Consider the following 25,231-nt stretch of genomic DNA (forward strand, 5'->3'; position numbering starts at 1 on the left):
CCTCAGCTCCGCCGCTGGGCCTCGCGGTCGGCCCGCTTGCGTTCGCGCTGTTCCCGGGTGAAGCGCTTGCGCTCGGCCAGGTCGCGCTTCCACGCGTCGCGGGCCTCGGCCGAGCCGCCCTGCACCGCGCCCTTCACACCCTCGGCGGGGCCGGCGAGGTGCCGGAAGGCCCAGCTCAGGAGTCGGCCGCCCTCGCCCGGGGCCTTGGTGACCGCGCCGTCCTCGCTCATCTGCCGCACTCTCCCGCGTCGTGTGGTCCCGCAACTGTTGGCCTACCAATGGTTGGTACACCAATGATTGGTACGATAGCTATCGTGCATCAGGAGGGCAACCGATGAGCGAGAGACCGGAAGGCGTCGACCCGCTGGCGCTGGAGCAGCAGGTCTGTTTCGCCCTCTCGGTGGCCGCGCGCAGTGTGGTGGCGGTCTACCGCCCACTCCTGGAGCCGATGGGGCTGACCCACCCGCAATACCTGGTCATGTTGGCGCTCTGGCAGCACGCGCCGCTGTCCGGCCGCGACCTCAGCCGCCTGTTGCAGCTCGATCCGGGCACCCTGTCACCCCTGCTCAAGCGGCTCGAAGCAGCCGGCTACCTGCGCCGGGAGCGCGACCCCAGCGACGAGCGCAGCCTCGCCGTCACCCTCACCGACAGCGGCGCCGCACTGCGAAGCCGGGCCGAGCTGATCCCGGCCGCGATCGTGCAGCGACTCGGGCTGCCCGTCGAGGACCTGCAACACCTGCACGCGGTGCTCACACAGGTGATCGCGGCGGCCAACCGACCGGGCGGCGACCCGACCTCGCCGGGGGCCGGCGCGGCAGCTCAGGCGTCGGCGTAGACGGCGAAACCGCGTTCGGCGCAGCGCCGGTAGAACGCGGCCAGCACGCCCAGCTCCGCGCAGGTGAAGTTCCACTGCGGCGGGTCGCCGCGCTCGTCGCGCAGCGCGTCGAGCCGGGTCTCCAGCCACCGCAGCTGCTGCTCGGCCAGCCTGCCGTCGCCGAGCAGAGAACGCAGCACCGTGCTCACCGACTCGAAGGTGACCGCCTCGCCGTAGGGACGGTGCCCGGCCACGAATCTCTCGATGCCGCTGGCGATCCAGGAGCAGCCGTCCGGATCGATCACCGGGTCCTCGTCCTCGGCGGCGGCGTCTGTGGCGTACAACACACCTTCCAGGCCGAGGAGCAGATCCACCAGCTCGGTGTACGCGGTCGCCCGGATGGTGCCGGTCTTCGCGATCAGCTCGGCCAGGGCGGCCGTCGGCGCGGAGATTCGCGGCAGGTCGACGATCTCGCCGAAGTCGACGAACTCGGCCGGTGCGACCGGGTCGTAGAAGCGGCCGGTCCGCGGCCAGTGCACCGCGACATTGTCCAGCCCCATCTGTCACCTCTTAAAGAGCACGTGTCGGGTCGATCGGGTCGATCGTCCCGGTTCCGGCCGGTAAAGATCAAGGCTGGTTCCGGGGCGCCGCAAACGTACGGCACGGATGCTTTGGCCGCGACCCCCGACCCGCCCGGGCGCGGGTCAACCCGTTCGGGGACGGCGCGTGCGATCGGACCCTGGCGTGTGGGGGGAGTCGCGGGCAGCGGGGTTCTGCCGGCTACGGACATCTCAGCCGCCTCTCTGAGGGTGCCGAGTGGTGGTTCTGTCCCCCGCGCACAGTAGGATTGACAGCGAGACGAAGACCCGGTGTGGGAGAGGGACGGGGCCGGTGGCCCCAGATTCATTCTCCACGTCGGGTCGAGCCGATCGCGATCCGCGGGCAACCGCGGCGACCGGCGCGTTCGACCCGCTGTCCGGAGGTCTCCGGCACCGGTCCGCGCGCCGACGTCGCGTCCTGTCCGCCGAACCCGCGCCCGACGCGCCCTACCGGCGTGGATGACGCGAGAAAGTGGCCGAGGGTGGCAGCGCAGGACAAGCAGGAGTACGGCGCAGAGTCGATCACCGTTCTTGAGGGTCTGGAGGCGGTCCGCAAGCGGCCCGGTATGTACATCGGGTCCACCGGCGAGCGCGGTCTGCACCACCTCGTCTGGGAGGTTGTGGACAACGCTGTCGACGAGGCGCTCGCCGGATACTGCGACACCATCGACGTGGTGCTGCTCGCCGACGGCGGCGTGCGGGTCACCGACAACGGCCGTGGTTTCCCGGTCGACCTCCACCCGAAGCTCAAGAAGCCGGGTGTCGAGGTCGCACTGACGATCCTGCACGCGGGTGGCAAGTTCGACGGCAAGGCGTACGCGGTCTCCGGCGGTCTGCACGGCGTCGGCGTGTCCGTGGTGAACGCGCTCTCCACCAAGATGTTCGTCGAGATCCACAAGTCCGGCGCCGTGTGGCGGCAGCACTACACCCACTCCAAGCCGGGCCCGCTGGAGAAGGGCGAGGCCACCGACCGCACCGGCTCGGCGGTCTCCTTCTGGCCGGACCCCGACGTCTTCGAGACCGTCGACTTCGACTTCCAGACCATCTACCGACGCCTTCAGGAGATGGCCTTCCTCAACCGCGCCCTGCGCATCCACCTGCTCGACGAGCGGGTGGCCGAGGAGGAGGACGGCCGGCAGCGCGAGGTGACCTTCTACTACGAGGGTGGCATCGCCGACTTCGTCCGACACCTCAACGCCTCGAAGAGCCCGATCCACAAGACCGTGGTCGAGTTCATCGCCGAGGAGGAGGGCATGTCGCTCGAGATCGCCATGCAGTGGAACGAGTCGTACGGCGAGTCGGTCTACACCTTCGCCAACACGATCAACACGCACGAGGGCGGCACCCACGAGGAGGGCTTCCGCTCCGCGCTGACGAGCGTGGTCAACCGGTACGGCACCGACAAGAAGCTGCTCAAGGGCGACGAGAAGCTCTCCGGCGAGGACATCCGCGAAGGGCTCGCGGCGATCATCTCGGTCAAGCTGGCCAACCCGCAGTTCGAGGGTCAGACCAAGACCAAGCTGGGCAACACCCCGGTGAAGAGCTTCGTGCAGCGGGTCTGCAACGACCGGCTGGTCGACTGGTTCGACCGCAACCCGGCCGAGGCCAAGATGATCATCACGAAGGCCTCCCAGGCGGCGCGGGCCCGGATCGCCGCGCAGCAGGCGCGCAAGCTGGCCCGGCGCAAGTCGCTGCTGGAGTCCGGCTCGATGCCGGGCAAGCTGGCCGACTGCCAGTCCACCGACCCGCGCGAGTCCGAGGTGTTCATCGTCGAGGGCGACTCGGCCGGTGGCTCCGCCAAGCAGGGCCGCGACCCGCGGACGCAGGCGATCCTGCCGATCCGCGGCAAGATCCTCAACGTGGAGAAGGCCCGGATCGACCGGGTGCTCAAGAACAACGAGGTCCAGGCGCTGATCACCGCGCTGGGCACCGGCATCCACGACGACTTCGACATGGAAAAGCTGCGGTACCACAAGGTGGTGCTGATGGCCGACGCGGACGTCGACGGCCAGCACATCCAGACGCTGCTGCTCACCCTGCTGTTCCGTTTCATGCGTCCGCTGGTGGAGATGGGCAACGTCTACCTGGCCGCCCCGCCGCTCTACAAGATCAAGTGGAACAAGAAGGGCGACGACGCCCAGTACGCGTACTCCGACCGCGAGCGGGACGGTCTGATCGCGCTGCGCCAGCAGAAGAAGCCGAACGCCAAGCCGGACGACATCCAGCGCTTCAAGGGCCTCGGCGAGATGAACTATCCCGAGCTGTGGGAAACCACGATGAACCCGGCGACGCGTACCCTGCGTCAGGTCACTCTCGACGACGCGGCGACCGCCGACGAGTTGTTCAGTGTGCTGATGGGTGAGGACGTCGAGGCGCGCCGGTCGTTCATCCAGCGCAACGCCAAGGACGTGCGGTTCCTGGACATCTGACGGATCGCGGTGGATCGGCCGGGTGCTGCCCGGTCGATCCACCGATCCACAGAGTTATCCACAGCTTGGCCGCTATCCACAGCGGTTATCCACAGCACGAAAACGACTCTGAGTCTGATAAGGGTATACAGTGACCGATTCTCCCGAGTCCACACCGAACGAGCCCGAGGTCCCCGCCGAGGCCATCGCCGCGGTGGTCGCGCACGACCGGATCGAACCGGTCGGGCTCGAGGTGGAGATGCAGCGCTCCTACCTCGACTACGCGATGAGCGTCATCGTCGGTCGCGCGCTGCCGGACGTCCGGGACGGCCTCAAGCCGGTCCACCGCAAGATCCTCTACGCGATGTTCGACTCCGGCTACCGTCCCGACCGCGGCTACGTGAAGTGCTCCCGCGTCGTCGGTGACGTGATGGGTCAGTTCCACCCGCACGGCGACTCGGCGATCTACGACGCGCTGGTCCGGATGGCCCAGTCCTGGTCGCTGCGCTACCCGTTGGTCGACGGCAACGGCAACTTCGGCTCGCCGGGTAACGACCCAGCCGCCGCCATGCGATACACCGAGTGCAAACTCGACCCCCTCGCCATGGAGATGCTGCGGGACATCGACGAGGACACCGTCGACCTGCAGGACAACTACGACGGCCGGGCCAAGGAGCCCACCATCCTGCCGTCGCGGATCCCCAACCTCCTGGTGAACGGCTCCGAGGGCATCGCGGTCGGCATGGCCACCAAGATCCCGCCGCACAACCTGCGGGAGATCGGCGCGGCGGTGCAGTGGTGCCTGGAGCACCCGGAGGAGGACGAGGAGACCACCCTCGAAGCCCTGCTCGGCATCGTCAAGGGTCCGGATTTCCCGACCCACGGCCTGATCGTCGGCACCACCGCGATCCAGGACGCCTACCGCACCGGTCGCGGCTCGATCCGGATGCGCGCCGTGGTGGAGGTCGAGGAGGACAAGCGGGGCCGCCCCTGCCTGGTCGTCAGCGAGCTGCCCTACCAGGTCAACCCGGACAACCTCGCCGAGCGGATCGCCGAGCTGATCAAGGAGGGCAAGCTCGCCGGGATCGCCGACATCCGCGACGAGTCCTCCGGTCGTACCGGTATGCGGATCGTCCTGGTGCTCAAGCGCGACGCGGTCGCGAAGGTCGTGCTGAACAACCTCTACAAGCACACCCAGCTCCAGGAGACCTTCGGCGCCAACATGCTGGCACTGGTCGACGGGGTGCCGCGCACGCTCAACCTGGCCCAGTTCCTCCGCTACTACGTCGAGCACCAGATCGACGTGATCCGCCGGCGGACCGCGTTCCGGCTGCGCAAGGCCGAGGAGCGGGCACACATCCTGCGCGGCCTGGGCAAGGCGCTGGACGCGCTGGACGAGGTGATCGCCCTCATCCGGCGCTCTCCGACCGTGGACGACGCCCGGCAGGGCCTGATCCGGCTGCTGGAGATCGACGAGATCCAGGCGACCGCGATCCTGGACATGCAGCTGCGCCGGCTCGCCGCCCTGGAGCGGCAGCGGATCGTGGACGACCTGGCCAAGCTCGAGATCGAGATCGCCGACCTCAAGGACATCCTCGCCAAGCCGGAGCGGCAGCGGAAGATCGTCTCGGAGGAGCTCGGCGAGATCGTCGCCAAGTGGGGCGACGAGCGGCGGACGAAGATCATCCCGTTCGACGGTGAGGTCTCGATGGAGGACCTCATCGCCCGCGAGGACGTGGTCGTCACGATCACCCGCACCGGGTACGCCAAGCGCACCAAGGTCGATCTCTACCGCTCGCAGCGGCGCGGCGGTAAGGGCGTCAGCGGCGCCACGCTGCGGCAGGACGACATCGTCAGCCACTTCTTCGTCTGCTCGACCCACGACTGGATCCTGTTCCTGACGAACAAGGGACGCGTATACCGGGCCAAGGCATACGAGTTGCCGGAGGCCAGTAGGGTAGCCAAGGGCCAACACGTGGCCAACCTGCTCGCCTTCCTACCCGACGAGCAGATAGCGCAGATCATTGAGATCCCGAACTACCAGGTAGCCCCCTATCTGGTACTGGCCACGAAGAACGGCCTGGTGAAGAAGACGCGGCTCGAGGAGTTCGACTCCAACCGTTCCGGCGGCATCATCGCGATCAACCTGCGCGATGAGGACGAGCTGGTCGGTGCTGCTCTGGTTGCGCCGGAGAACGACCTGCTGCTGGTCTCGAAGAAGGCACAGGCGATCCGGTTCAACGCCTCGGACGAGGCGCTGCGGCCGATGGGCCGGGCCACCTCGGGTGTGATCGGCATGCGCTTCACGGACGACGATGTCCTGCTCGCCATGGAGGTCGTCCGGGACGGCCTGGACGTTCTGGTGGCCACGAACGGGGGATACGCGAAGCGGACCCCGATCGAGGAATACCCGGTGCAGGGCCGGGGAGGTAAGGGCGTGTTGACTGCGAAGATCACCGAGCGGCGCGGTGGTCTGGTCGGCGCGGTGGTGATCGATCCGGACGACGAGCTGTTCGCGATCACCAGCAATGGTGGTGTCATTCGGACTCCGGTGAAGCCTGTACGCCGTACGCGTGACCGGAACACAATGGGGGTCAAGCTGATGGACCTCCCGGACGGCGTGACTATCGTGGCGATTGCTCGCAATGCCGACGAGCCTGACGAACAGGACTAGTTGAATGACGGAGACACAGGCGAAGTCGGGGAACACGGGGACCTCGGCCAACCCGGTCGACGAGGAGGCCGCCAAAGGCGGCACACCAGCGACCGGCCGCGCGGCCGTGGGCCGGGCTACGGTCCCCGCCGATGCGCCTGCCCCGAAATTCACGAGGGCTCCGGGCATGACACCCCCGCCGGAGCCGGCCGGTGAGGACGCTGGGGCCGCCGACAAGACCGAGAAGACGTCCGGTGCCGAGGCACCGGTGCCGGCAGCCGCCACACCTTCGGGTGCGGCGGCGCCACCCTCGGCCCGTCCGGCGACAACCCAGCCGATCAACGTCCGGCCCGGCCAGGCGGCGTCTGCAGGGTCCACCGGCACCCAGCCGCGGATCACACCGGGCATGACCCAGCCGCAGTCGGACGCGTCGCGTACGGCCGCTGCCGGCCGCCCGGCCAGCGGCGGTGGCCTGCCGCCCGGCATCGGCAACGCGTCCGCCGTCGGGGCAGCCCGCGTTGGCGATGCGGTACGCGCGGCGCGTACCTCGGTCAGCTCGGCCGCTTCCCGCGGACCGCGCCGGGCCCGGCTGAACCTGAAGCGGATCGACCCGTGGTCGGTGATGAAGTTCGCATTCGCCGTCTCGGTGGTGCTCTTCATCGTCGTGGTGGTCGCCACCTCGGTGCTGTACCTGGCGTTGGACGCGATGGGTGTGTTCCAGAGCGTCAACGACAGCCTGAGTGACCTGGTCAATGCCGGCGGTGGAGAGAGCACCAGCGGGTTCCAGATCACCGCCAAGGGCGTGATCCTCAGCTCGGCGCTCATCGGCCTGGTCAACGTGGTGCTGTTCACCGCGCTGGCCACGCTGGGAGCGTTCGTCTACAACGTCTGCGCCGACCTGGTCGGCGGGATCGAGCTGACCCTCGCCGAGCGCGACTGAGTGACCGGGACGCCGGGGCACCGCGGAATGCGGTCGCTCCGGCGTCCCGTACTCGGGTAGGTTTTGCAGGCGACGACGGCCCGGCTCGCAGGGCCGGACCCCGATTTGGGGCCGGCAGAGTGGATGGGTTAATCTTGCTCGTCGCAACGCGGGGCTATAGCTCAGTCGGTTAGAGCGCAGAGCTGATAACTCTGAGGTCGATGGTTCGATTCCATCTAGCCCCACCGCATTGTCGTCCGACGCTGGTCGAGCGCGAGGGGTCGCCCCATGTTCAAGAAGCTGCTGATCCTGGCCGGCGTCGTCGGCGTGGCTGCCGTCGTCTTCAACAAGGTCAAGGCCGCCAACGATGAGCGTGCCCTGTGGCACGAGGCGACCACCGCACCCGACCTGCGCTGACGTCCGGCCCGGCGACGAGCGATCGACGCCACGGCCACTCACGGGGCCCTAGCTCAACTGGCAGAGCACTGCCTTTGCAAGGCAGGGGTTAGGGGTTCGAGTCCCCTGGGCTCCACCAGCACTTTCCTCGGTTGATCTCGGTCCCGAGGACAGCCAAGCCGGTCACGCGTCCCCTCCTGGCCGAGAATCCGGTCAATAGCCGAGGCAGCCGGACGAGCCCGCGCCGGCAGGACGTGGCCGTAGGTGTCGGCCGTCATCCGGATCGTGGAGTGCCCGAGCAGCCTCCCCCGGACGGGGCCAAGGTCGTTCGTCGGGTAGGGCCCCTCCACCTTGTCCCCGTCCGGGGAGGCTGGACGGTCTACGACTGCCCGACGAGGAGATCGGCCTTCAGCGCATTGCAGGTTGGTCAGAGTCAGCTCTGTGTGCGTTGTAACGGGCTGACCTGTTGCATGTCGTACCCGCATGTAGCGGCCGCTATGGAATAGCAAACGCTGACTGCGGCCAGAATGAGGCCGACGGCGAGGCCAACGCCTGCCCCGCCCTTGGCGGACATCCCGGGTCGCCAAACGAGCGCGGTCGTCATCAGAGCGGCCACGGGCAGCGAGAAGGCGAGGGAGAGCCATACAGCATCACGGAAAACCCATACCGACCAAGCCAGATCTTCGGTGATCTTCTCGCAGGGCACCGCGTGTGAGGGCATCGGCGCCGCCGCCAAGGGCGCAGTGGCCAGACCAGCCACCGCGTATCCCAACAGTGTCCAGCCCAAAGCAGCACGAATCCTCGGCCAGTCGATCACAACCGCGTACTGTGCCAGAGACAACCGAAAGCTGCTACGACCGCCTGCACCGCCCATAGTCATTAGAGCTGCGTGCTTCTGGAGAACCGTCGTCGCCGAGACAACCCGATCTCAGTCGGGCCATTCCCGGGCCAGTGCCAAGGCAGCCCTACGACGGTGACCCGTTCGATCGGCTCGGCATCGCCGGCCGGTCATGCCGCGAACTCCTCATCCGCCGCCAAGAACGCATCCAGCGCAGACAGCGGAATCAGCCGAGCACGACCCGCCTTGTTCGAACGCAGCCGGCCCGATCGCATCAGGACGTACACGGTGTCCCGACAAACGCAGAGCAGGGCCGCAGCCTCGGCCTGCTGGCGACCTCCGGCTGGCATCGGCCGGGCCGACCTGCCACGCTGCTGCGAGACAAACCCAAGAGCGTGTCTCCGCCGGGATCTCTGGCCCCGGGGATTGCAGGCAAGCTCGGGAATCTAGTTGGGACATAGAGGCCGACGGCTACGTTTCGTGCATGACCTTGACTGGAAACGGGCTCGCTCCGGCAGAGGACTGCATCTTCTGCGCCATCGTGCGAGGTGAAGTGGAAGCAAGCCTGGTCCATCAGGATGACGAAATCGTCGCATTCATGGACTTGTACCCGGTGACTCCGGGGCATCTGCTCGTCGTGCCACGCCTGCACGCCGTTGGCTTGGAAGACTTGCCCGAGGATGTCGGTGGACGAATGTGGACGCAGGCTCACCGGCTCGCCGGAGCGCTTCGCCGTTCCACGTTGCAGTGCGAGGGGGTCAACATGTTCCTCGCCGACGGAGAAGCTGCGTTCCAGGAGATCTTCCATGTGCACCTGCACGTGTTCCCGCGCTTCGCCGGTGACACCTTCCGTATCGACGCGGACTGGCGGCGCAGGGAGCGCGTTGAGCTGGACGCGGCAGCAACTGCCGTTCGTGAGGGGATGACCTCTGCCGCTACGTCCCTGCCCGCTGACGAGCGGCCCGCATATGGTCCGTAGGAGGCCGGCGGACAGAGGGGGCGTGGTGAGAGATGCCGAGAGGCATCTTCGCTGCTAGAAGGCCATCTGGGCAGCTCGCCGGGCCGCCCACCTTGGCGTGGTGACCATCACCAAGGGTGCGACCAGAGACGTTCCAGCTCGCGCGAAAGCCGGACGAGCGGCGAGAGCGGAGCGGACAGATCCCGCGAAATTCTTCTGGCACAGTGTCGAATCCGAGGCGAGTCGTTCGTAGAGCAGACGAGAGGTGGCCGGAGGAGGCCGCCGGGACAAGGGGGTCATGAGGATGACGCAGTACCTGATCTCGTTCAATGACGGCGCGATGGACCACATCCCCGCGGAAGAGATGCCCGACGTGGGCAAGGCCTCGCACACGGTGGTCCAGGAGGCCGTGAACGCCGGCGTGTGGGTGTACGGCGGCGGACTCGAAAGGCAGCAGGCGAGCGTCGTGGCCACCGACGGGACGGTCACCGATGGCCCATACCCGGAGACCAGGGAGGTCATCGGCGGGTTCTCGGTCGTCGACGTGGCCACGCGCGAGGAGGCGCTGGCGTGGGCTGCGAAGATGGCCGCCGCCTGCCGCTGCGCCCAGGACGTCCGGGAGCTCATGCCCGACCCCGAGACGGACGCCATGATCCGTGAGGCCGCGATTCGGGGGTGACTCCCGACGAGGTCTGGTCGAAGGGACCTGCCACGTGTGAGCCGTCCTTGTCATGATCCGTGCATGGATCAACAGTCGGCACCCCTCACCATGCACATCTACTGCCGGGTCGAGGTGATCGTCACCGACCCGGCGTCGATCACCCGTCAGGCGGTCGCCGAGCTACGTGCGGCCGACATCGACTGGTCCACAGAGGAGGACGACCTGGAGACGGCGGTCGAGGAGCTTCGATCGGACCTCGCCGCCTCCGTGTCGGACCTGGTGGACATCAGCCACCTTGTCGAAGGCATCCCGGGGGTGGAGTTTCGCGGTGGCCTCTGCTGGACCGAGCAGGGCCCGGTCCGGGACCCGTTCCGTTCAGAAGAGCAGTGAGGGCTGGGACGGGCGGTGACGGCGCGGGCACGCGGTGACGAAAGGCGGGCGGCATGGTCGTGCCGGACCGGGGTAGGAGAAACGGCAACAACCCCCCGGAAGCGAGGTGTCTTACCAATGCCTACGGCACGCGAGATCATGACGAACGACGTGACCTGTGTCCGCGAGCAGGACGACCTGAAGTCGGCCGCGAAGCAGATGGCGGAACTGGGGGTCGGTTCACTGCCGATCTGTGGCGACGACAACCGGCTCAAGGGCATGCTGACCGACCGCGACATCGTGGTGAAGGTGCTGGCCGAGGGCCGCGACCCGGCCAACGTGACGGCCGGTGAGCTGGCTCAGGGCGAGGCGGTGACCATCGGCGCGGACGACGACGCGGCCGAGATCCTGCGGACCATGGGCCAGCACAAGGTACGCCGGCTGCCGGTGATCGACGGGCATGAGCTGGTCGGCATCGTGGCTGTCGCCGACGTGGCTCGTTCCCTGCCGGAGCGCCCGGTGGGTGACCTCATCGAGGCCATCTCCGAGCGCAGCTGACCGTCGCACCCTTCCTCGATCGCCGCCCGGGTGGGCGGCGATCGCCGTGTCCGGGCTCTGTCCGATCGGCGGTCAGGAGGACGAGCCCGATCGGCGGTCAGGAGGACGGAGCGACGGAGGTGGTCAGGAGGGCGGGGTGAGCGGGACGGTCTCCCCGCGGGCGATGGTGCGTACCTGCTTCACCCAGCCGCGGCGGCGGGCCTCGTCGACGAAGTGCGCCAGCGGCGAGCGGAACACCGGGTAGTCGTCGTAGTGGATCGGCACGGTCAGCTTCGGGCGGACCAGTTCCACCAGGTCGGCGCCCTGTCGGGCGTCCATGGTGAGCAGGATCCCGGCGACCTTGGTGCCGCCGAGATGGATGAGCATCGCGTCGATGTCCGGGTAGCGCTCGGGGATGGCGGTGAGCAGCGGCCGGTTGAGCGTGTCGCCGGTGACGTAGAGCCGGAACTCGCGCCGCCCGGAGCGCGCCACGTCGATCATCGTGCCCATGACGTCGGGCATCAGCCGGTCCAGAGCACCGGGTCCGTGCTGTCCGGGCATCGAGGTCAGCCGCAGCGTCGTACCGTCGCGGTGCAGTTCCCGGGACGACCAGGTCGGCAGGCCCTGGGCGGCCTGGAAGCCCCAGCGACGCAGCCTGCGTTCCGCCGCCGGGGTCGTGACGATGGGCAGGTCGCGGTCCAGTTCCCGGCGGGCCACCCGGTCGAAGTGGTCTCCGTGCAGGTGGGAGAGGACCACCGCGTCCAGCTCCGGGAGCTGGGCGATGCGCAGCGCCGGGTCCGTGCGTCGGCGCGACCACAAACCCTTGCCCAGGTACGCCCGCTGGCCCCGGTGCAGAAAGTTCGGGTCGGTCAACAGGGTGAACCCGCCGATCCGCAGCACCGTCGTCGCGGTACCGATGAACGTCACCTGTGGTTGCTCCGCCATCCTGCCCACCTCCTCCGGCTGCGGTACCCCGGCGAGCCCTGAGCATGCGGGTTGGTTCGGTGCTCAGCCTTCGGAACCGCTGGCGCCGTTCCTGTCCGGTCGGGCCTGCGGCACGTGTTCCATCAGCTTGGTGAGCGCGCCGTTGGCGAAGGTGGCGCCCAGCGCCGACCCGGCCCCGATGGTCCAGCCGACCGGGCCGAGCGGGGTGCAGCCGAAGAACTGGCTCACCCCTGGCGTCTGCACCACGACGACAAGCACGCCCAGCGACGCCGCGGTGGACGCCAGCACGGCCGGGCTGGTGCCGCCGGCCAGGATGGTCTGGCCGAGCTGGGTGCCGACCAGGGAGACCAGGGCGACCGTTCCGGCTCGCTGACGGCGCCCGGTGTAGCGGGCCAACGTCCAGCCGGCGGTCGCGCCCAGCGTGGTGGCTGCCGCCCGCAGGCCGATCTCCCGGGTCAGGCTCTCGCCGAGCGCCGTGTCCGGGCCCTCCCGCAGCAGCGCGTCGGTGCGGTCCGACGCTGGTGGTCGGACGGCGATGGCCAGAGCCGGCGCCAAGTCGGTGAGCAGGTTGACCAGCAGCAGTTGTCGTCCGGTGAGCGCGGAGCGGCCGGTCGCCGCGGCGGTGAGCACACTGAACGCGATCTCGCCGAGGTTGCCGCCGACCAGGATGCTGAGGGCGTGTCGCACCGACGACCACATCGCACGTCCCTCGATCAGGGTCGCGATGATGGTCTCCAACCGGTCGTCGGTGACCACCAGGTCGGCTGCGGCGCGAGCGGCCGGGGTGCCCCGTTGGCCAAGGGCGATGCCGACGTCGGCCAGCCGGATCGCCGGGGCGTCGTTGGCGCCGTCGCCGGTCATCGCCACAGTTCGCCCGCACTTCTGCAACGCCTGGATGATCCGCACCTTGTGTGCCGGGGTGCAGCGGGCCACCACGTCGGTGTTGGCCAACCGCTCGGCGAGCGCGTCGTCGTCCAGTTGGTCGAGTTCGCCGGCGGTGACGACCCGCTGTTCGTCGTGCTCGCTGATGGTGGCGGCGATCGCCTCGGCGGTGGCGGGGTGATCGCCGGTGATCATGATGGTGTGCACGCCGGCCTGCCGGATCCGGCGTACCGCCGGGGCGGCACTCTCCCGAACCCCGTCCGCGAGGGCCAGGAAACCCACGAAGGTCAGCCCGCGAACACTCGCGTCGGTCACCTTCGGGTCGTTCACTGTGCACTCGGCGACGGCCAGGATCCGGTTGCCCGCCCCGGCCCGGTCGGCGAGCATCCGCTCCAACTCCGCGCGGCCGGCATCGTCCAGCGGCTCCTGAGTGCCGTCCGTACGCCGGGCCGAACAGCGCGGCAGCACTGTCTCCGGAGCGCCCTTGACGCTCAACAACAGGCGGCCGTCGGTCTCCCCGACGCTCGCGTGGTAGCCGCGGGACGGCTCGAACGGCAGCCCACCGGCGGCCCGCCAGCCGGGGGCACCGGTCTGCTCCACCACCCCAGCCTCGCCGGCGCCCCGCCAGACGGCCCGGTCGGTCTGCAACGCCAACTCCTCCGGCTTCGTCGCGGCGGGAGTGGCCCGCAGCGCCGCAGCCAGCGTCAACTGGAGTCGGTCGTCCAGTCGGTCCACCGGCGCGTACCGGTCACCGGTGCTGTCGCCGACCCCGGCGAGCAGCAACTGGCCCTCGGTGAGGGTGCCGGTCTTGTCGAAGCAGAGCACGTCGACCCGGCCCAGCGCCTCGATGGTGCGCGGGTTGCGAACCAGGGCGCCGTGCTCGGCCAGCCGCCGGGCGGCGGCCAGCTGCGCCGCACTGACCAGGAACGGCAACCCCTCCGGCACGGACGCCACGGCGAGGTTCGCGGCGGTCGCCGCCGTCTCGGCCAGGGGTACGCCCCGAAGCAGGCCCGCGCCGGCCACCGCCACCGCCGAACCGGCGGCCAACGGGATGGCCGCCCTGGTCAACGAGCCGAGCCGGGCTTCCACCCCACTGGCGGGTGGGGCCTGCTTGACCAGGGCGAGGCTGCGCCCGGATTCGGTGTCCGGCCCGGTAGCCACCACCACGGCAGTGCCATGCCCGGCGGCGACGGTGGTGCCCTCGTACAACATGGAGTGCCGGTCGGCGATCGCGGCGGCCACCACCGGCCGGTTGGACTTGGCGACCGGCAACGACTCACCGGTCAGTGACGATTCGTCCGCCTCCAGACCCACCGCCTCCAGGACGCGGCAGTCGGCGGGCACCGAGTCACCCGGCTCAAGGGCGATGACGTCACCGAGGACCAGGTCCTCGGCGGCGAGAACCTGCTCGGCGCCGTCGCGACGCACCCGTGCGGTCACCGCCGAACGGGACAGGAGTTCGGCCAGTGACCGTTCGGTGTTGCGTTCGTGCACCGCGCCGATCAGGGCGGACCCACCGACGACGCTGCCCACCAGCGCGGCGTCGACCAGCGATCCGAACGACGCGGAGAGCACCGCCCCGGCAACCAGGACCGGGGTGAGCGGGTTGGACAACTCGTCCACGAAGGCGCGCAGCAGCCCTCCGTTGCCTGGTCCGGCATCGCCGTTTCCGCTGGCGCCGTGGTGCCGGCGTTGCGCATCGGCGCTGGCCAGACCGTCCGGCGTGGTGTGCAGGTGGTCGAGCACGGTGCCGACGGGCATCAGGTGCCAGGGGGTCGTGACCGGCGCCGGGGTGTCCGACTGGTCGTGCAACCGGCGGGCCTGCCAGACCCCGTTCGCGAAGGCCAGTCCGGCCGCGCCGTTCACCGCGACGAGTGACCGGCCGGGCAGCTCGGTCGGCGGTGCCGTGAACGCGCCCAGCGCCCCGAGGCCGGTGCCGGCCATGGCCAGCCGGATGTTCTGCTGGGCCGTACGCCGAGCCACGCCGGTCGCCTCGATCACCAGGGCCACCACCCGCAGGTCGGCGCCGACCAGCAGGTGCGCGCCCCACGGCGGCAGGTCCTCCGGCGGGGCGAACCCGAGACCACAGTCGGACGCGCCGAGCGCCCTGCGGTCCGCGGAAACCAGCATCACCACCGCGCCGTCGCGCTGCAACGCGCGGACCGACTCGGCCAGCTGGTCCCCGCCGGGCAGCATCGCATCGGCGAAGCCGTACCGCTGCTCGTCACCGCCGGCCACGACCAGCCGCAGGCCGGCGTGCCGGGCGGCGGCCGGCAGCCCGTCAACGCCGGGTGCGGGTTCCGGCTCGACCCGCAACAGGGCGGCGAGTCGGTCGCCGTGGGCGAGACCGAGCAGTTGGCCGCCGGCCGAACGCAGCCGATCGCCGTCCGGGACGTTGCCGGGGTCGTGAGCGGGCATCTGGTCCAGCGGCCCGAGACGCCAGCCGTCCGCCGTCCGGGAGGCGGCCGGATCGTCGGGGTCGAACAGCGCGAAGGCCCGCTCCGCCACCTGGTCGACGTCCGCACCGGGCACGGGTGCCAGGTCGGCCAGTACGCCCCGGTCCGAGCCGAGCACCGCGGCGTCCAGCACGAGCGTGTCGATGCGGTCCAACTCCCGCAGCACACTGCGGTCCATCGCGATCACCCCGCGCCGGGCCAGCATCCGGCCGAGTTGGGCGCCGTACCCCTCGCGTCCGCTGCCGGGCGCCTTCGGCAGGGCGGACAGGCCCAGCGCGGCGGCCCGCTTGCGCCCGGCGAAGGGCACCGCCGCCGCGCCGGCCGCTGTACCGGCGGCGAGGGCCCGGTTGATGTACCGCTCGACCGGGCCGTGCGGCTTTGGTCGGGGACGGTCGGCTATCGGCCATCGGGCGACGGCACGCTCGGGGTCGCCGGTCAACCGCGGTTCGGCCCTCTCCCAGGCGGAGAACTGGGCCCGGTCCTCGCCCCACTCCACCAGCCGTTGGGCGCTGTCGAGGACGATGCCGGTCCAGCGGCCGGTCAGGCCCTGCACGACGGCCTCGGCCAGGGGAAAGAGGATCTCCCCGCGCGGGTCGGAGCGCAACGCCCTGCCGAGGAACGCGTGCAGCTTCGGTTGCAGGTCGACGGCCGACAGCACGCCGGCCACCTCACCGGGCAACGGTGCGAACGGCAGGATCCGGGTGGCCGCCCACAGGGTCAGGCCCAGCGCGTCCGAGGCGAGCGCGCCGAGGGTGCGCGGGTTGTGTGGTCCCTCCTCCGGCGGGTGCGGGGGCGGAATCTCCGGGTCGGGCTCGTGGTCGCAGGTCCGCTCGACCCGGCTGATCGTGGCGATGAGGTCACCCAGAGCCGGTTCGGGGGCCTGCACGGCCACCACCACCCGCCCGGATGGAGCGTTCACCCTGGCCCAGGCCACTCCGGGCATCCGCTCCAGCGCGCCCTCCACCTGCCGGGCGAGCTGGTCGCCGCCCTCCTGGCACACGCCGTGCACCTCGATGTGGTGCCGACCGGGACGGGACCAGACCCGACGCCGGGCGAGCCCGACCGACCGGGCCAGCCGGGTCGCGGCCGACCCGACGGTCCGGGACGCCTCGCCGACCAGGTGCGGCACGCCGAAGGACGGCAGGATGCGGCCGGCAGCGCGGCCTGCCGCCGTCATCGAGGCGTACGGCTGGACGGGCGCCGGCCCGGCTCCCTGTTGCTGCTGGTCCTGACCTTGGCCATCTCGTCCTCCCACCGCCTCACGTCCGGCGGCCTGGCTTCCCGACCTGCCGTCCGTTATGCCCTTCGAGTGGTGGAACTTTCCGCCCTCGCCGAAGCATGGACGGGTTGGGCGGTGGAATTCGACGACCATCACCGGACATGGGGAGGCCGGAATGAGCATGCTGACGCGACACCTCAACGGTTCGCAGGAGAACGTGCAGATGTACAGCCGGCGGATGGACCTACCGATGCTGGGCGAGGTGGCCCTGCCGCCACCCGACAAGGTCATCTACTACGCCGGGATCGGCGTGCTCGCCGCCCTACAGGTCATCGAGTGGCCGATCGCTCTGGTGGTCACCGCTGGCCACCTGCTGGCAGACCAGCATTTTTCCGGACTGGCGCGCGGGGTCGGGAGGGCGCTGCAGGACGCCTGACGAGAGCCGGGTCACCGGCGATTGACATGAATCCGGGTTGAGGTCGCATGCTCGGTCCATGCCGAGCACAGTCGCCCCCGCCATACCCGCCGCAGCGGGACTGTTCGCACCCCGGCTGCGAGCGATGACGGTGGGCAGCGTCGCGTTGATCTCGTTGCTCGCCTTCGAGGCGCTGGCGGTCGGTACGGCGATGCCGACCGTCGCCCGCAGCCTGGACGGGCTCGCGCTGTACGGGATCGCGTTCGGTGGTCCGTTCGCCACCGGTGTGCTGGCCATGGTGGTTTCGGGCATCTGGTGCGACGCCCGAGGGCCTCGGGGGCCGATGTGGCACGGCGTCGCGTGGTTCGTCGTCGGGCTGCTGATCGCCGGGACCGCGCCCGTGATGAGTGCGCTGGTCGTCGGGCGGGCGGTGCAGGGTTTCGGCTCAGGGTTGCTCTCGGTGGCGCTCTACGTGATCGTCGGGCAGGCGTACCCGCAGGATCTGCACCGGCGGATCTTCGCGGCGTTCGCGGCGGCGTGGGTCGTACCGTCGCTGGTCGGGCCGGCGATCGCCGGTCTGATCGTGCAGTACCTGGGCTGGCGGTGGGTCTTCCTGGCGGTCCCGGCGGTGGCCGTGCCGGCGGTGTTGCTGATCCATCCGGGCCTGCGGTCGCTGGGCCGGAGTGTGGCGAGCAGCCCGGCGGCCGGTGCGGCGGCACGGATCGGTTGGGCGTGCGGGGCGGCGGTGAGCGCCGCACTGCTGCACATCGGGGGACAGCAGCGTGGCGTCACCGCCCTGGTGCTGATCGCGGTCGCCGTGGTCGGCCTGCTGGTCTGCGCTCCCCGCCTGCTGCCGGCCGGGTTCCTCCGGGCGGCCCGAGGGCTGCCCACCGTCGTCGGGCTGCGCGGGCTGGCGTCGGCGGCGTTCGTCGGCGCCGAGGTCGTCATCCCGTTGATGCTCTCCCGGGAGCGGGGCCTCTCGCCGACCGCGGCCGGGCTGGTCCTGACGGTCGGCGCGCTGGCGTGGTCGGTGGGCTCCTGGTTGCAGGGCCGGATCCCGGTGCCGGCCTCCCGGGCCAGCCTGCCGCGTGCCGGGCTGACCTGCATCACGGTCGGCACCGCCACTGTGGCGCTGGCCGTCCTACCCGAGTTGCCGATCATGGTCGCCGTGCTCGGCTGGGCGGTCGCCGGCCTCGGCATGGGGCTGCTCTACCCGTCGTTGTCGGTGCTCACCCTGGAGCTGTCCGCCCCCGGTGAGCAGGGCCGCAACAGCTCGTCGCTGCAACTGGGCGACAACCTCTTCGCGGCGACAGTGCTCGCGCTCACCGGGGCGGTGCTGGCGGCGGGAAGCGCACCTGGCCCGGCCAGTTACACGCTGACCCTGGTGGTGGCCGCGGGCCTGGCGCTGCTCGGGGCGCTGCTGGCCGGCCGGGTCGTGGTGGGCAGGGGCGCGTAGCCGGGCTGGCGATCCGCAGATTCGGCGCCGCCCGACGCTGGTCGGCCGGGAGGATGGCGGGCGATGAGTTTCCTGACCGTCCTGCCGCTGGCCGTGGTGATGGTCGCCGGGACCAAGGTGGTCGTGGCGGTCTTCCTCGCCTCGTCGGACCGCCCTCGGGCCGCGTCGCTGGGGTTCCTCTTCGGCGGCGGGCTGGTGGTGGCCGCCGGAGTGACAGTGAGTTGCCTGGTCACCCGCCTTGTGGGCGGTCTGGCCATGGATGCCGGCGCCGTGGCCGGCCGGATCGACAGGGGTCCGGCCATCGACCTGGTGGTGCTCGTCCTGCTGGCCAGCCTGGCCGTGGTGGTGTGGCTGCGCCGGAATCGGGCCGGGCAGCCGCGGTGGCTGGGGGACCTCAACCACGCCGGTCCGGCCCGGGCCGCGCGACTCTGCGCGCTGCTCTTCGTCGTGACGCCCAGCGACGACCTGACCATGGCAGCAGTGGGAGCGAGCGTCGCCCGGCACGACCTGCCGTGGTGGAACCTGGTGCCGTTCGTGCTGGTCACGGTTTTTCTGCTCGCTCTTCCGCTGCTGGCTCGGTTGGTGCTCGGGCCGCGCGCGGTGCGGTCGCTGACCCGGATGCGTGACTGGGCCGAGGGGCATTCCTGGGTGGTCGACGAGGTGCTGATCGGCTTCTTCGCACTGCTGACCGTTGTGGATCTGGTGCGGTCGGGATGAGCCAACCCCGCACGGGTCACCGGCCGACCACCTCGCTGACACGTACGGGGGAACCGGGCGGAGATGAGAGCAACAACGGTTCACGTTCGTCTTACGGTGACGCCATGTTCGCTGTCGTCACCACGGTGATCCTCTACGTCTTCGGCTTCGTCTTCCTCTACGGCGTGATCCGGCTGGGTGTCCGCCACGCGTTGGAGGACCTGGAGTTGCAACGGGCCAAGGCCCACCGCGAGGAGGAGTTGGCGGCCGCCCGCGACCGCTCCTTCATGCGCGACAACGCCTTCCTCTCGGGCAGTTGAGCACCGGTTCGGTCCGGCCCAGGCCGGCGGTGTCCCGGGACGGCCCGGGAGTCGCCGGGCGGTTCGGCATGCCGGATGCGAGGATCGCACCCGTGATGGGAACGTTGAAGACCGAACCGGCCCGCGCCCGCCTCGGCCTGCTCGCCCCGCCGGTGGCGGAGGCCATCGCGCAGTGGCCCGCCGACGCGCCAGTGGACGTCAACGATGTGCTGGTCGCGCCGATCGACGCCGAGCTCGCCGACACCGCCGCGTTCTGCGCGGCGTACGAGGTGGGGTTGGACGTGTCGGCCAACTGTGTCGTGGTGGCTGGCAAGCGTGAGGGTGTGGTCCGCTACGCGGCCTGCATCGTCCTGGCGACCACCCGGGCCGACGTCAACGGGGTGGCCCGCCGCACGTTGGACGTGCGCAAGGCGAGCTTCGCACCGATGGACGACGCGGTCGAGCTGACCGGCATGGAGTACGGCGGCATCACCCCGATCGGGCTGCCGGCGCAGTGGCCCATCCTGGTGGACGCGCGGGTGATCGCCACGCCGCACGTGATCATCGGGTCCGGCGTACGGCACAGCAAGATCGCACTGCCGGGGCCGGCGTTGGGCGCACTGCCCGGTGCGCAGGTGGTGGAAGGGCTGGCCAGGCCGGCCTGAGCAGGCACCGGCATCGATGTTGTTGCACGTGAAACATCGTGATCATCAATGCCGGGCGCTCACGTGGCTCAGTGTGCCGCAGCCTCGCGCTGCTCGACCTCGCTGAGCGCGGCGAGCAGTGTCTGCACCTCCTGCGCGCCGGAGACCGCGTACTTTCCGGCCAGGACGAAGGTCGGCACGCTGGTGATGCCGAGGTCCCGAGCTGCGGCCAACTCGGCGGCGGTGTCGGTGACGCGCTCGTCGGAGTCGAGGAAGCGGCGGACGTCGACCGCGTCCAGGCCGATCCCACCGGCCACCGCGGCCAGCGCCTCCCGGGAGCCGACGTCGGCACCCTCGTTGAAGTGCGCCTGGTAGAGCGCCTCCACCATCTCGGCCGCCCGACCGTGGTCGGTGGCGTAGGAGACCAGCCGGTGCGCGTCGAAGGTGTTGGCGATCACCGCACGGTCGTAGTCCAGCCGGAGCCCGTCAGCCGCCGCGATCTGGGTCACGTGCGCGACCATCTGCTGGGCGCGCTCCGTGCCGCCGAACTTGCCGGCCAGCGCCTGCACCAGCGGGAGCGGCTCGGGCACCGGTGACGGGTCGAGCTGGAACGGTCGGTAACGGACCGTCACCTCACCCTCGTAACGGGTGAGGGCCTCATCCAGGCGGCGCTTGCCGATGTAGCACCACGGGCAGATGACGTCCGCGTAGATCTCGATCTCCATGATCGGTGGCAACCTCGCGGTCAGCCGAGTTGTTCCCGCACCTGACGCTTGAGCCGGCCCAGGATCGCCGTGCCGCCGCGGATCCGCAGCGGGCTGATCGCCTGGGCCAGGCCCATCCGCTGGTAGAGGTCGTCCGGCACGTCCAGCACCTGCTCGGCGCTCGCGCCCGCCAGCCCTTCGGCGAGGATCCCCGCGAACGCCCGGGTGGTCGGCGCCTCCGGCGGGCAGTCGAAGACCGTCTCCACGGTGCCCTCCGGGGTCACCCTGGCGCGCAGGAAGAACGACGTCTGACACTCCGGCACCTGCTCCATGCCCTCGCGTGCCGCAGCGCCCTCCGGCAGCACCGGAATGACGTCGGCGTACTCCAGGAGCATCTCCAGCACCAGGTCGCGCGGGGCGGCAGCGAACTCGTCGACGATCTCGGCCAGTCGGGCCGGCATGTCAGCCATGCGTCGAGGCTACCGCCGGTCAGTTGCGAACAGGCCGGCGGCGCATTGCTGCGCCTGGCCGGCCTGTTCGTCACACCGTTGGCGACTGCTCGCTGATCTCGCTGAGAGCGCTGGTGGGGTCGAGCTGCATGGCCAGGTCGCCGAGCGAGACGATCCCGACCAGCTTGCGATCACTGTCACAGACCAGCACACGCCGAATGCCCCGGTCGCGCATGAGCGCGGCCGCCTCACCCGCCGTGCAGTGCTGCTCGATCATGACCACCTCGCGGGTGACGATCGAGCCGATGGTGGTGGCCGCAGGGGAGCTGTTCTCCGCCACTGCCCGCACCACGATGTCCCGGTCGGTGAGCATGCCGGCGAGGCTGGCGCCGTCGGTGACCACCACGTCGCCGATGTCGGCCTCCTTCATCACCCTGGCCGCTTCGTCCAGTGTGGTTTCGGCCGGCAGGTACACGACCTGTCTGGTCATCACGTCACTGACCCGGTAACCGGTCATGAGAGCCCTCCGAAGACGTATCCACCCGATCCGACTGCACTACCCCGTGACGCGACAGCTACACCAGGCTCCCACGTTCCTGGCGTACCTCGTGGACGAGCTGCTCCACCAGACCCTCCAGCGGCAGCTCGGTGCGCCCGTCGCCGGCCCGCTCGCGCAGCTCGACGTACCCGTCGGCGAGTCGGCGACCGACCACGACGGCCCGGGGGATGCCGATCAGCTCGGCGTCGGTGAACTTCACCCCGGCCGAGACGTGCGTGCGGTCGTCGACCAGCACCCGCAGGCCAGCTGCGGCGAGGCGCTCGCCGAGCGCCAGCGCCGCGTCGAGCTGCGGGCCCTTGCCCGCAACCACCAGGTGTACGTCGCACGGCGCGATCGCCGCCGGCCAGACCAGCCCTCGGTCGTCGTGGTGCTGCTCGGCGATCGCCGCGACCGCCCTGGAGACCCCGATGCCGTAGCAGCCCATGGTCGGCCGGACCGGTTTGCCGGCCGGACCGAGCACGTCGACCGCGAAGACGTCGGTGAACCGGCGGCCGAGCTGGAAGATGTGCCCGATCTCGATGCCCCGCCGGATGGTCAGCTCCCCCGCGTCGCAGTCCGGGCAGGGGTCGCCGGCGCGCACCTCGGCCGCCTCGATCGTGCCGTCGGGCGTGAAGTCCCGACCGCAGACCACGTCGGTCGCGTGGCGGCCCGGCTCGTTCGCCCCGGTCAACCAGGCCGAACCGGTCACCACCCGCGGATCGACCAGGAGACGGATGCCCAGCTTGTCGAGCAGTTGCGGCCCGATGTACCCGCGTACCAGCTCGGGATGGTCGGCCCACTCCTCGAAGACGGCCACCTGGGCCGGGTGCAGGGCGGCACCGACCCGCTTGAGGTCGACCTCCCGGTCGCCCGGCAACCCGATCACCAGAGGTTCGGAGCGCTCGGCGCCCGGCTGGCGGACGGAGAGCACGACGTTCTTCAGTGTGTCGGCGGCGGTCCAGTCGTCCCGACCGCCCAACCTGCGGGTGTTGGCCAGCTCCACGAGGCTGGCGATCGTCGGGGTCTCCGGCGTGTCGTGCACCTCGACGGCCGGCTGCGCGCCCGGGTCGCCAGTGGCCGGTGCCCGGGTCACCACCGCCTCGGTGTTGGCCGCGTAGTCGCAGGCGGTGCAACCGACGTAGGTGTCCTCGCCGACCGGTGTCGCCGCCAGGAACTCCTCCGACGCCGACCCGCCCATCGCCCCGGACATCGCGTGCACCACCGTGTAGTCCAGGCCCAACCGGTCGAAGATTCGCCGGTACGCCGCGCGATGCCGTGCGTACGCGTCCCGCAGCCCCGCATCGTCCAGGTCGAAGGAGTACGCGTCCTTCATCAGGAACTCCCGGCCGCGCAACAGACCGGCCCGGGGCCGCGCCTCGTCGCGGAACTTCGTCTGCACCTGGAAAAGCGTCACCGGGAAGTCCCGGTACGAGGTGAACAGGTCCTTGACCAGCAGCGCCGCCATCTCCTCGTGGGTGGGCGCCAACAGGTGCTCGGCACCGCGCCGGTCGGCGAGGGTGAAGATGTCGTCGCCGTACTCCGCCCAGCGGCCGCTCGTCCGATAGGGATCGGCCGGCAGCAACGCCGGGAAGTGCACCTCCTGGTCGCCGATCGCGAACAACTCGCCCCGCACCACGTCGGTGATCCGATCCAGCACCAGCTTGCCCAACGGCAGCCAGGTGTAGCCGCCCGGTGCGGCGCGACGGATGTAACCGGCGCGCAGGAGGAGCCGGTGGCTCGGCACCTCCGCGTCGGCCGGATCCTCGCGCAGGGTCCGCAGCAACAGGGTCGACATGCGTAGCAGCATGCGCGCAGCGTAGAGCCGTGCCGAGCGCCCGAGCGACCCAATTCGTCCGGTGCGTCGCGGGCCGTTGCCCGGAATCCCGGAAATGGCCCGTCCGTCCCGGCAACCGTCTGGAGAGGCGTCACGTCTCTCACGCACCACGACCCAAAGGAGCGGCCCGTGGACCCTCTGCTGAGTCTCGGGTCAGACCGCAGGGATTGGCCGACGGAGGTGTCGCGCGGCTGTCCATGACCTCCGCCACGTCGCCCGTTCGGGGCACTTGCCGCCGCGCCTCCGGTGACAGACTGGTCGCCGCAGGCAACGAACGGCGTAAGGGGAACGCGGGTGGGCTGGCGCAGTTTTGTCGCGGTCGGGGACAGTTTCACCGAGGGCATGGATGACGCGTACCCGGACGGCACCTACCGGGGTTGGGCGGACCTGGTGGCGACCCGGCTCGCCGCCGACGCGGGGCCCGACTTCCGGTACGCGAACCTGGCCATCCGCGGCCGGCTCTTCCCCAGCGTGGTCGCTGAGCAGGTGCCCTCAGCGGTGGCGATGAAGCCGGATCTGATCAGCTTCGCGGCTGGCGGCAACGACGTGCTGCGCCGCAGCTTCGACCCGCACACGCTGGTGGCCCGCTTCGACGAGGTGGTCCGGCAACTGCGTTCCGGCGGCGCGGACGTGCTGCTCTTCCGGTTCGCCGACGTGATGGCCCGACTGCCCGGCCAGCGCCTCGTCGCCCCCCGGGTGCAGTTGCTCAACCAGGCGGTCGGCGAGACCGCCGAGCGGCACGGCGCGATCATGGTCGACCTGTACGCCGACGACACCTTCCTCAACCCGATGCTCTGGAGCACCGACCGGTTGCACCTCTCCCCGGCCGGCCACCGGCGGGTCGCCGGGCAGGTGTTGAACGCGCTCGGTGTCGGTTGCGACGAGGAGTGGCTGATGGTCCCGCCGCACCCGGCCCCGTCGCCGTGGCTGGCCGCCCGCGCCGCCGACCTGCGGTGGGCCGGTCAGCACCTCGCCCCGTGGGTGCGGCGGCGGCTGACCGGTCGGTCGTCCGGTGACACGGTGACGGCGAAGCGCCCGCTGCTCGGGCCGATCGTCGACTGAGCGTGCTCACCCTTCACACCGCGCCGCTGCTGTGGCGCGACCGGGTCGGCGAGGCGCTGCCGGAGCACGCGGTCCTGGTGGGCGGCGACCGGATCGAGGCCGTCGGACCGTTGGCCGAGCTGAGTGGGGCGTACCCCGGTGTTCGGATCCGCCGATGGTCCGGCACCCTGGGGCCGGGTCTGCTGCACGACGGCCCGCTGCCGGCGGCACCCACCCCACGCGAGCGGGTGCACGCGCTGCTGCGCAACGGAGTGACGGCGGTGTTGGCCGAGCACCTGACCGACCCGCTGCTGCGGGCTGCCGTCGACAGGAGCGACCTGCTGGTGCTGCCCGTCGCGGTGTCGGCGGTGCTGCTTCCGGGCGGGCGCGCCGACCTTGCGGTCCACGGTGTCGACGGTGTCTGCCTGGTGACCGTGGTCGCCGGGCGAATCGTCCACCGCCGCGCCTGAACGGCACTGTCAAAGTTCCCCGCACCACATC

At 70.3% G+C, this 25,231-nt stretch carries 26 protein-coding genes and 2 tRNA genes; 18 read left to right on the top strand and 10 right to left on the bottom strand.

Annotated features, from left to right (window positions below; translation table 11 throughout):
- Nucleotides 1–2: 2 nt before the first annotated feature.
- The gene (locus AC3CF1_RS19565; RefSeq protein WP_099856854.1) at nucleotides 3–230 is read right to left on the bottom strand and encodes a hypothetical protein; all 228 of its coding nucleotides are present in this window, start codon (nucleotides 228–230) and stop codon (nucleotides 3–5) included.
- 104 nt (nucleotides 231–334) lie between these two features.
- Between AC3CF1_RS19565 and AC3CF1_RS19570 the strand changes: the two genes are divergently transcribed.
- Nucleotides 335–835, top strand: coding sequence for a MarR family winged helix-turn-helix transcriptional regulator (locus AC3CF1_RS19570; protein ID WP_393391505.1), 501 nt, complete (start codon nucleotides 335–337; stop codon nucleotides 833–835).
- Here the strand turns inward: AC3CF1_RS19570 and AC3CF1_RS19575 are convergent.
- Complete coding sequence (locus AC3CF1_RS19575; protein ID WP_088950808.1) at nucleotides 820–1,374, bottom strand: hypothetical protein; 555 nt, start codon at nucleotides 1,372–1,374, stop codon at nucleotides 820–822. The genes AC3CF1_RS19570 and AC3CF1_RS19575 overlap by 16 nt on opposite strands.
- 521 nt (nucleotides 1,375–1,895) lie before the next feature.
- On the opposite strand from AC3CF1_RS19575, the gene gyrB reads away from it, so the two are divergent.
- From gyrB to AC3CF1_RS19605, 6 genes are all read left to right on the top strand, one after another.
- Entirely contained in the window at nucleotides 1,896–3,842 is a 1,947-nt protein-coding gene (gyrB, locus tag AC3CF1_RS19580; protein ID WP_141911966.1) for a DNA topoisomerase (ATP-hydrolyzing) subunit B, read from the top strand.
- A gap of 130 nt (nucleotides 3,843–3,972) precedes the next feature.
- The gene (gene gyrA, locus AC3CF1_RS19585; RefSeq protein WP_099849498.1) at nucleotides 3,973–6,495 is read left to right on the top strand and encodes a DNA gyrase subunit A; all 2,523 of its coding nucleotides are present in this window, start codon (nucleotides 3,973–3,975) and stop codon (nucleotides 6,493–6,495) included.
- Nucleotides 6,496–6,499: 4 nt separating this feature from the next.
- Nucleotides 6,500–7,414 (top strand): DUF3566 domain-containing protein, encoded by a 915-nt coding sequence (locus AC3CF1_RS19590; protein WP_488450991.1) that lies wholly within the window; start codon nucleotides 6,500–6,502, stop codon nucleotides 7,412–7,414.
- Between the two features lie 150 nt (nucleotides 7,415–7,564).
- Nucleotides 7,565–7,638 (top strand) — tRNA-Ile (locus AC3CF1_RS19595).
- A 43-nt stretch (nucleotides 7,639–7,681) separates the two neighbouring features.
- Nucleotides 7,682–7,810: a DLW-39 family protein gene (locus AC3CF1_RS19600; RefSeq protein WP_007453934.1), complete on the top strand. Its 129-nt coding sequence runs from the start codon at nucleotides 7,682–7,684 to the stop codon at nucleotides 7,808–7,810.
- Between the two features lie 42 nt (nucleotides 7,811–7,852).
- Nucleotides 7,853–7,928, top strand: a tRNA-Ala gene (locus tag AC3CF1_RS19605).
- A 294-nt stretch (nucleotides 7,929–8,222) separates the two neighbouring features.
- Here AC3CF1_RS19605 and AC3CF1_RS19610 read toward each other — a convergent pair.
- Complete coding sequence (locus AC3CF1_RS19610) at nucleotides 8,223–8,630, bottom strand: hypothetical protein (protein ID WP_488450992.1); 408 nt, start codon at nucleotides 8,628–8,630, stop codon at nucleotides 8,223–8,225.
- 167 nt (nucleotides 8,631–8,797) lie between these two features.
- A complete protein-coding gene (locus tag AC3CF1_RS19615) occupies nucleotides 8,798–8,977 on the bottom strand; it encodes a helix-turn-helix domain-containing protein (RefSeq protein ID WP_354982200.1) in 180 nt (59 codons plus the stop codon).
- Between the two features lie 134 nt (nucleotides 8,978–9,111).
- Between AC3CF1_RS19615 and AC3CF1_RS19620 the strand changes: the two genes are divergently transcribed.
- The 4 genes from AC3CF1_RS19620 (at nucleotide 9,112) to AC3CF1_RS19635 (ending at nucleotide 11,173) form a co-directional block, all read left to right on the top strand.
- On the top strand, nucleotides 9,112–9,606 hold the full coding sequence (locus tag AC3CF1_RS19620; protein WP_488450993.1) for an HIT family protein: 495 nt from the start codon (nucleotides 9,112–9,114) through the stop codon (nucleotides 9,604–9,606).
- A 283-nt stretch (nucleotides 9,607–9,889) separates the two neighbouring features.
- Nucleotides 9,890–10,264: a YciI family protein gene (locus tag AC3CF1_RS19625; RefSeq protein WP_488450994.1), complete on the top strand. Its 375-nt coding sequence runs from the start codon at nucleotides 9,890–9,892 to the stop codon at nucleotides 10,262–10,264.
- 63 nt (nucleotides 10,265–10,327) lie between these two features.
- Nucleotides 10,328–10,636 (top strand): hypothetical protein, encoded by a 309-nt coding sequence (locus AC3CF1_RS19630; protein ID WP_488450995.1) that lies wholly within the window; start codon nucleotides 10,328–10,330, stop codon nucleotides 10,634–10,636.
- A 117-nt stretch (nucleotides 10,637–10,753) separates the two neighbouring features.
- Nucleotides 10,754–11,173 (top strand): CBS domain-containing protein, encoded by a 420-nt coding sequence (locus tag AC3CF1_RS19635; protein WP_141911976.1) that lies wholly within the window; start codon nucleotides 10,754–10,756, stop codon nucleotides 11,171–11,173.
- A 123-nt stretch (nucleotides 11,174–11,296) separates the two neighbouring features.
- Here the strand turns inward: AC3CF1_RS19635 and AC3CF1_RS19640 are convergent, their stop codons facing one another.
- The gene (locus tag AC3CF1_RS19640; RefSeq protein WP_488450996.1) at nucleotides 11,297–12,097 is read right to left on the bottom strand and encodes an MBL fold metallo-hydrolase; all 801 of its coding nucleotides are present in this window, start codon (nucleotides 12,095–12,097) and stop codon (nucleotides 11,297–11,299) included.
- A 63-nt stretch (nucleotides 12,098–12,160) separates the two neighbouring features.
- On the bottom strand, nucleotides 12,161–16,612 hold the full coding sequence (locus AC3CF1_RS19645; RefSeq protein WP_488452106.1) for a cation-translocating P-type ATPase: 4,452 nt from the start codon (nucleotides 16,610–16,612) through the stop codon (nucleotides 12,161–12,163).
- Nucleotides 16,613–16,829: 217 nt separating this feature from the next.
- Here AC3CF1_RS19645 and AC3CF1_RS19650 point away from each other — a divergent pair, with 217 nt between their 5' ends.
- The 5 genes from AC3CF1_RS19650 (at nucleotide 16,830) to AC3CF1_RS19670 (ending at nucleotide 20,185) form a co-directional block, all read left to right on the top strand.
- Nucleotides 16,830–17,090, top strand: a complete 261-nt coding sequence (locus AC3CF1_RS19650) for a hypothetical protein (protein ID WP_088950815.1) — start codon at nucleotides 16,830–16,832, stop codon at nucleotides 17,088–17,090.
- A gap of 58 nt (nucleotides 17,091–17,148) precedes the next feature.
- Nucleotides 17,149–18,525 (top strand): MFS transporter, encoded by a 1,377-nt coding sequence (locus AC3CF1_RS19655; protein WP_328533195.1) that lies wholly within the window; start codon nucleotides 17,149–17,151, stop codon nucleotides 18,523–18,525.
- A gap of 63 nt (nucleotides 18,526–18,588) precedes the next feature.
- Complete coding sequence (locus AC3CF1_RS19660) at nucleotides 18,589–19,242, top strand: GAP family protein (RefSeq protein ID WP_488450997.1); 654 nt, start codon at nucleotides 18,589–18,591, stop codon at nucleotides 19,240–19,242.
- 104 nt (nucleotides 19,243–19,346) lie between these two features.
- Entirely contained in the window at nucleotides 19,347–19,541 is a 195-nt protein-coding gene (locus AC3CF1_RS19665; RefSeq protein ID WP_088950818.1) for a hypothetical protein, read from the top strand.
- Between the two features lie 95 nt (nucleotides 19,542–19,636).
- Complete coding sequence (locus AC3CF1_RS19670; protein WP_488452107.1) at nucleotides 19,637–20,185, top strand: YbaK/EbsC family protein; 549 nt, start codon at nucleotides 19,637–19,639, stop codon at nucleotides 20,183–20,185.
- 68 nt (nucleotides 20,186–20,253) lie between these two features.
- Here the strand turns inward: AC3CF1_RS19670 and AC3CF1_RS19675 are convergent, their stop codons facing one another.
- The 4 genes from AC3CF1_RS19675 to AC3CF1_RS19690 all read right to left on the bottom strand — a co-directional run bounded on the left by AC3CF1_RS19675 (nucleotide 20,254) and on the right by AC3CF1_RS19690 (nucleotide 23,662).
- Complete coding sequence (locus AC3CF1_RS19675; protein ID WP_488450998.1) at nucleotides 20,254–20,889, bottom strand: DsbA family oxidoreductase; 636 nt, start codon at nucleotides 20,887–20,889, stop codon at nucleotides 20,254–20,256.
- A 20-nt stretch (nucleotides 20,890–20,909) separates the two neighbouring features.
- On the bottom strand, nucleotides 20,910–21,338 hold the full coding sequence (locus AC3CF1_RS19680) for a SufE family protein (RefSeq protein WP_088950821.1): 429 nt from the start codon (nucleotides 21,336–21,338) through the stop codon (nucleotides 20,910–20,912).
- Nucleotides 21,339–21,408: 70 nt separating this feature from the next.
- Nucleotides 21,409–21,834, bottom strand: coding sequence for a CBS domain-containing protein (locus AC3CF1_RS19685; protein ID WP_099849526.1), 426 nt, complete (start codon nucleotides 21,832–21,834; stop codon nucleotides 21,409–21,411).
- Between the two features lie 58 nt (nucleotides 21,835–21,892).
- Nucleotides 21,893–23,662, bottom strand: a complete 1,770-nt coding sequence (locus tag AC3CF1_RS19690) for a proline--tRNA ligase (RefSeq protein ID WP_488450999.1) — start codon at nucleotides 23,660–23,662, stop codon at nucleotides 21,893–21,895.
- Nucleotides 23,663–23,983: 321 nt separating this feature from the next.
- Between AC3CF1_RS19690 and AC3CF1_RS19695 the strand changes: the two genes are divergently transcribed.
- Nucleotides 23,984–24,751, top strand: a complete 768-nt coding sequence (locus AC3CF1_RS19695; RefSeq protein WP_088950823.1) for an SGNH/GDSL hydrolase family protein — start codon at nucleotides 23,984–23,986, stop codon at nucleotides 24,749–24,751.
- A gap of 2 nt (nucleotides 24,752–24,753) precedes the next feature.
- Nucleotides 24,754–25,200 carry an imidazolonepropionase-like domain-containing protein gene (locus AC3CF1_RS19700; RefSeq protein ID WP_488451000.1) on the top strand — a complete coding sequence of 149 codons (447 nt, stop codon included), beginning with the start codon at nucleotides 24,754–24,756 and terminating at the stop codon, nucleotides 25,198–25,200.
- The last annotated feature ends 31 nt before the right edge of the window (nucleotides 25,201–25,231 follow it).

The sequence above is a fragment of the Micromonospora sp. MGP-C2 genome (assembly GCF_057766525.1).